We start from the raw sequence: 6,228 nt of genomic DNA, 5'->3' as shown, positions 1-6,228 counted from the left end.
GAGAGCAGTTTCACCTCTATCCAAGCAATGGCAGCCTATCAACCCCTGTTTAGGTTCTTGCCGATCAGGTTGCTCCTTCATCAACGCTTTGCTTCGATCAATAAAGTATCTTCCCTCAACATGCCTGTGCTGTTCATCCATGGCACTGCCGATCGTGACGTACCCTTTACCATGAGTGAACAGTTATTTGCCGCCGCTCCAGAGCCAAAGCGCCTATGGCTGGTGCCTAACGGCGAGCACAATAACAACGCTAAAACCGCTGGTGAAGCTTACTTCCAGACAATTCGTGAATTTTTGCACCAGCTCACTAGTTCAGACATTTCTAAGTCAGATACCTCCGAGAAGGTCTGTCCTCGTCCTTCCACCCCCTCTTCTGCCAAAACGATATAAGGGAAGTAAGCTGGCGGTGTAGATCAAACCCTAGTACTCTGGTTGCCGGTGCTCTCTGGCTCTCAGGGATGATCTCACGAATAACCTCACAAAGACCTAAGTCTGAATAGTTATCGTCAGATGTTTACGACCCTCGGTACAGATATAGTCGTTTATGGTCGTTCAATTTAGGTTGCAACAATTGTCCTTATCCCAACTCCTCTCCCGAAGCCCAGGAGAGGAGCTTAAGTGTCTCTTTCTGATCCCTGGAATAATTATCACTAATGCAGCACTAGTTTAGGGCTGCTCTGGGTGCGAAGCCAGCAGTGACCAACTACTCACCAACTACTCATAGGTAGCCCCGATGACTTTACCTCGGAATACGATGTAGTTGTAAACGTTATAAGCCAACACGATCGGAATCAGGAAACCGATGAAGGTGAGCATAAACACCAGGGAGCTAGGAGAAGCGGCAGCCTGATAGATTGTGACACTGGGTGGAATGATATTGGGGAAAATAATAAACCCCAGCCCAATGAACGATAGGGAAAATAGTAGGAACGTCCAGATAATAGGTGTATTTTCCTCCCGACGTTTGAGGCTGCGCAGCAACAAAAACACCAGCAAAACCCCCAGCACAGGAATTGTTCCAAAAATATAGACCATCGGTACTGAAAACAGTAGCTCTCGCGCATTGTCTGAAAGCAGTGGGGTGCTGACGGTGATGAAAACAGCTCCAGCTAGGGTAGTCCAGGTGGCGATCGTAGCAGTTTTATAGTGGGTGGCTTGCAACTCTCCAGAGGTTTTGAGAATTAGATAGGTGGAGCCAACCAAGACATACGCCTGAATTAGGGTAAGCGAGACAATTACCGATCGCCAAGTCAGCCAGTCCCAAACACCCCCTGCAAAGTGGCCATCAGCGTCTACAGTAATCCCTTCAAAGACACTGCCCAAGGCAAACCCTTGACCCAGGGCTGCGAGAAAACTGCCCACGCCAAAGGCAATATTCCACACCAGCTTGTTGTCAGCATTTTCTCGAAACTCAAAGGACACAGCCCGCAGAATTAGACCCACTACCATGATTACTGCTGGTATATACAGGGCATTCAAAATCGTGGCATAGGCCAGGGGAAAAGCCCCAAACAGCGACCCCCCCATCAAAATTAGCCAGGTTTCGTTTGCGTCCCAAACGTTACCCAAGCTGGTCATTAGAATGCTGCGTCGTTCTTCACTCGATGCTGTCAGAGAGAGGATGCCTACCCCTAGGTCAAACCCATCCAGCAGTACGTAGAGAAACAGAAATAGACCCAAGATAAAAAACCAAACCTGGGGTAAGAAATTCTGTAACGGTTGCAGTGGTTCCATCATTCAACCTCCTAAGTCCAAACTCCTATTGGCGTGCCTCCGCAGGACGTTGATCGGGGGCATGTTGGGCCAGCTCCAGCCCTAGTTTCGGCTGATTACCCACCAATGGTGCCTGAAGCTCTAAATTGGGGCCTTTGCGAATGATGCGACCACCAAAGTAGAGGGCTGCACCGAGGAAGATCACATACATGATGGTCAGTCCAGTGAGGGAAAATAACACCTCGCCCGCAGGCAATTTAGAAGCAGCATCTAGAGTGCGCAACTCGCCATACACTAACCAAGGTTGTCGTCCTACACAGCGCACAATCCAGCCAGTTTCTACTGCTAGGTAGCCTAGGGGAGCAGCAAAGACCCATGCTCGCATTAGCCAAGTCTGTTGGGTAATGACCTCTGCGGCTAGTTTGCCCCGCACCCATTGGATGGCGCTGACGGTCATGAGCGCGGCTAAAAAGAGGCCGATTGCTACCATAATGCGGAAGGAGTAGTAGATCAAACCCACCATATGGGGACGATTTTCTGGCTGCCATGACTTCAACCCTCGCACAGGCTGATCAAGGGTTGGCTTTAATTCCAGCAAATAGCTGAGGGCACCAGGAATCTTTAGTTCCCACTCGTTGCGCTCAGCCCGATCGTTAGGCAGGGCTACTAGACTCCAGGCAGCGGGCTGGCCTGCGGGAACCGTTTCCCACTGGGCTTCCATGGCAGCTAGCTTGGCAGGCTGGTGATGATAAACTTGCTCGGCGCTGAGGTGACCAACAAAAATTTGCAGCGGGGCAATTAAAATTGCTACGGCTAGAACAACCTTCAGGGATTTGCTAAAAAACTCAGCATGGCGCTTATTCAACACGTACCAAGCGCTGATGCCGCCAATCACAAACAGAGAGGTCTCTAAGGTAGCGAAGAACATGTGCAAGAAGCTGTTCACCATGAATGGATTGGCGATCGCCTGGAAATAGTCCTGCACCACAAACTTACCATTGACAAATTCCCCACCTGCTGGGGTTTGCAACCACGAGTTGGCTGCCAAAATCCAGAAAGTCGAGAGGTTAGCGCCAACAGCCACCAAAATGGTCGAGATGAAGTGAATAATTGGGGGCACTCGCTCCCAGCCGAACAACATAATGCCTAGAAAACTTGCCTCTAGCATGAAGGCCATGGTGCCCTCAAAGCCAAGCACAGTGCCAAAGAAATCTCCAACCGATTCCGAGAAGGGTGCCCAGTTGAGGCCAAACTGGAAGGCCATCGGTAAGCCAGAAGCCACACCAATACCGAAGTTCAACACATATAACCGTGACCAGAACCTGGCATGGCGGTAATAGTCAAGATTGCGCGTCTTTAGCCACAAGCCTTCAATGATGATCAGATAAATAGCCATGCCCGTAGTCAAGACAGGCCATAGCATGTGAAAGATTGCAGTGATCGCAAATTGAATGCGCGAGAGGGTCGTTGTATCGGCAAGAAATTCTGTCATAAGTTCATGCTTGAATACAATACTAAAGAATTCACAACCATCACAGTTGCAATTGATTACCTGCATTGTTTACACAGGTAACTAGATCCCCACGAAATTTACTAGTTATCTTCAGGATCGGTCGGTACAATCACCTGGTATCCAATAGTATCTTTGCACCCTGAAGCAATTTTGCCGGGTTTGTCGGTCATAGTAGTAAAGAGGTCAGCAATATAGCCACACCATTAGCGTTTAGCTCGCGTTAGTTTGTGACTACACAACTACATGTGGTCTATTGCAGAGTTCGTACTGTCACTTAATTGGTCATCATCTGCTCCGACATAACTAGAAACAGGTGTATTAATTACGCCAAGTTCGTATAAATTTACTGAGTTGATTTGCGGAGTCAATGATTGTCTGATTGTAGTGCCGTGTAACGTGATTTAACGTCACGTAACGTTATATAACGGGATGTTCATTGACGACTCACATTCAGGTGCTATACCCATGTTGCAAACCCTTAATCGACCTGCCCTTGAACAGGAAACGCTGCGTGTGTCCGCTCTCCATGCCTTGGTGTACTGTCCACGCCTATTTTACCTAGAAGAAGTCGAAGAACTCTATACTCAAGATGCAGCCGTCTTTGCTGGTCGTCGGCTTCATGCTGAACTCGCTAAAGCCAATGATGAAGATTGGGATGAACTCACCTTAGAAAGCCCAGAACTAGGGCTGCGTGGCAAGGTAGATGCCCTCCGCACCCGCGATGGCCAGATCATCCCCTATGAGCATAAGCGCGGACGCTGTTATCGGGGCAACAATCGTCAACCCCAAGCTTGGGAAAGCGATCGTATCCAAATCTTGGCCTATGCCCTGCTAATTGAAGCTGTTCTGGGTGTGCCAGTGTCAGAAGGGCGTATCCGCTACCATGCTGATAATGTTCTTGTCCATGTGCCTTTGAATGCTGAGGGACGACAAGCTGTGCATAACGCCATCCACCAGGCAAGGCAACTGCGCCAGTCTCCCCAGCGGCCTCCGGTTACTGATAATGAGCGCCTCTGTGTCCGTTGCTCCCTTGCTCCGGTCTGCCTACCAGAGGAATCTCGCCTTGCCCATAATCCTGACTATCCTGCCCTACGACTGTTTCCTCGTGATGACGATCGGGAGGTGTTGCACATTCTAGAAGCAGGCACCTACGTGGGCAAAACTGGGGAACAGCTCAAAATTAGCCGCCAAAATCAACCAGATGAAAAGTTCCCTGCCCGCCAAATTGGGCAAATCGTCTTGCACAGCTTTTCTCAAATTTCCACCCAGGCGATGCACTTCTGTGCTGACCAACAGATTGGCCTCCACTTTATTTCTGGCGGTGGTCGATATATTGGCAGTTTTGATACCCGTCAAGGCAGCATCCAGCGCCGCATTCAGCAATACAAAGCCCTCAGCAATCCAGAGGTGTGCCTAAACTTGGCAAAAAAACTGGTAGCCTGTCGAGGGCAAAGCCAGCGCAAATATCTGATGCGGGGTCAGCGGGGCATGGCTGAGATTCCCCCACCCCTCACTGCCGCCATTGACCAGATGCAACGCTTACTGAAGCAAGTTGACCTTGCCCCCACCATTGACAGCCTCCTGGGGCTAGAGGGTAACCTCGCGGCCTGTTACTTTGGTGCCTTGTCTCACCTGCTCGGAGAAGATACTCCACCTGAGCTGCGGTTCACCGGACGCAACCGCCGTCCACCTCACGATCGGTTCAATACCCTCTTGGGTTTTGGCTATGCCCTACTCCTGAAAGATGTGATCAATGCTATCCTTGTCGTCGGTCTGGAACCTGCTCTGGGCTTCTATCACCAACCCCGCACCCAAGCTCCACCCCTAGCTCTGGATTTGATGGAAATCTTTCGCGTTCCCCTGGTAGACATGCCGATCGTTGCCTCCATCAATCGCCAGCAGTGGGATGTTGACGCTGACTTTGAGGTGCATAAAACCCACATCTGGCTTAGTGACAGTGGCAAGCGTAAGTTTATCGAACTCTATGAAAAACGCAAGCAAGAAACCTGGAAGCACCCCGCCACTAACTATTCCCTTACCTATCGCCGTATCCTAGAGCTAGAGGTACGCTTGCTAGAGAAGGAATGGTCAGGGGAAGCCGGGCTGTTTGGCCAGCTTGTGTTGCGCTAAGGGGACAGTTATGTCAGAACACAAAAACTGGTACTTGATCTGCTACGACATCCGTGAACCTAAGCGCTGGCGCAAAGCCTATAAGCTGCTCAAGGGCTATGGTGATACCCTACAATATTCCATTATTCGCTGTCGGCTCACCATGCGCGATCGAGAAAAACTCCGCTGGGAACTAGAAAAAATCCTAGAACCTGAAGATAGCCTGTTGATTGTTGGTCTCTGTAACAGTTGTTTGGAACGCATTTGCCTCTGTAACCGTCCAGAAGCATGGTCTATCCAAGATACGGGCTTTCGCATCCTCTAGACGCAAGCACCTGTTACTGTTGGACAATCGTTTTTACGGGACGATCGCTCAGCCGCTATTCCACCGCTGTTCTAGCCTGTTCACCCAGTCAAGAGGTGCTTGCAACACGCCAAACCCTGACCAGCTCAGCGATCGTAGCTCTTAAACCATGGTAGAATTTTAATTGAGAACACTCAAAGGCCAACAATGACACACGTGCTTGCAAAACTCGTCAGGGCATCAAGCCAGGAAAGGGTTTCAGCCAGCGCAGTGTCCAAACCTCCGATGCCACAAGGCGTTGAGCACTGGAGGAGGGTGCTCCAACAATAACCGACGGAGTTAGGTGTCCAAACCTCCGATGCCACAAGGCGTTGAGCACGCAAGAGATTTCTCCGGGGCCGTTCACGGGCAAGGGCCTTCTAAAAGTGTCCAAACCTCCGATGCCACAAGGCGTTGAGCACGGACGATCTGGTTATTAGCCAACAGATCAATTACGTGTCCAAACCTCCGATGCCACAAGGCGTTGAGCACTTCTTGTACTCGAAGGGGAGCCTCTTTAGCAGAGGAGTGTCCAAACCTCCGATGCCCC

At 50.2% G+C, this 6,228-nt stretch carries 6 protein-coding genes and 1 CRISPR repeat array; of the genes, 4 read left to right on the top strand and 2 right to left on the bottom strand.

The annotated features are described in order from the left end of the window. On the top strand, positions 1 to 390 hold a 390-nt coding region (locus tag NZ772_11885), incomplete at its 5' end, for an alpha/beta hydrolase (protein MCS6814247.1). Positions 391 to 714: 324 nt separating this feature from the next. Here the strand turns inward: NZ772_11885 and cydB are convergent. Further along, positions 715 to 1,734: a cytochrome d ubiquinol oxidase subunit II gene (gene cydB / locus NZ772_11880; GenBank protein ID MCS6814246.1), complete on the bottom strand. Its 1,020-nt coding sequence runs from the start codon at positions 1,732 to 1,734 to the stop codon at positions 715 to 717. Positions 1,735 to 1,759: 25 nt separating this feature from the next. Next, a complete protein-coding gene (locus NZ772_11875) occupies positions 1,760 to 3,205 on the bottom strand; it encodes a cytochrome ubiquinol oxidase subunit I (GenBank protein MCS6814245.1) in 1,446 nt (481 codons plus the stop codon). Between the two features lie 486 nt (positions 3,206 to 3,691). Here NZ772_11875 and cas1 point away from each other — a divergent pair, with 486 nt between their 5' ends. Genes cas1 through NZ772_11860 form a run of 3 tightly spaced genes read left to right on the top strand, consistent with a single transcriptional unit; the run spans position 3,692 to position 5,805 of the window. Beyond that, positions 3,692 to 5,356, top strand: coding sequence for a type I-MYXAN CRISPR-associated endonuclease Cas1 (gene cas1 / locus NZ772_11870; protein MCS6814244.1), 1,665 nt, complete (start codon positions 3,692 to 3,694; stop codon positions 5,354 to 5,356). A 10-nt stretch (positions 5,357 to 5,366) separates the two neighbouring features. Next, positions 5,367 to 5,660, top strand: a complete 294-nt coding sequence (gene cas2, locus NZ772_11865; GenBank protein MCS6814243.1) for a CRISPR-associated endonuclease Cas2 — start codon at positions 5,367 to 5,369, stop codon at positions 5,658 to 5,660. Between the two features lie 19 nt (positions 5,661 to 5,679). Then, positions 5,680 to 5,805 (top strand): hypothetical protein, encoded by a 126-nt coding sequence (locus NZ772_11860; protein MCS6814242.1) that lies wholly within the window; start codon positions 5,680 to 5,682, stop codon positions 5,803 to 5,805. A 104-nt stretch (positions 5,806 to 5,909) separates the two neighbouring features. Further along, positions 5,910 to 6,170: direct repeats of the CRISPR family, unit length 36 nt; unit sequence GTGTCCAAACCTCCGATGCCACAAGGCGTTGAGCAC. Positions 6,171 to 6,228: the final 58 nt, after the last annotated feature.

The organism is Cyanobacteriota bacterium, assembly GCA_025054735.1.
Classification (GTDB): Bacteria; Cyanobacteriota; Cyanobacteriia; order SKYG9; family SKYG9; genus SKYG9.
The sequence above is the reverse complement of the archived record's forward strand: the minus strand, read 5'-3'. Positions and strand labels throughout refer to the sequence as shown.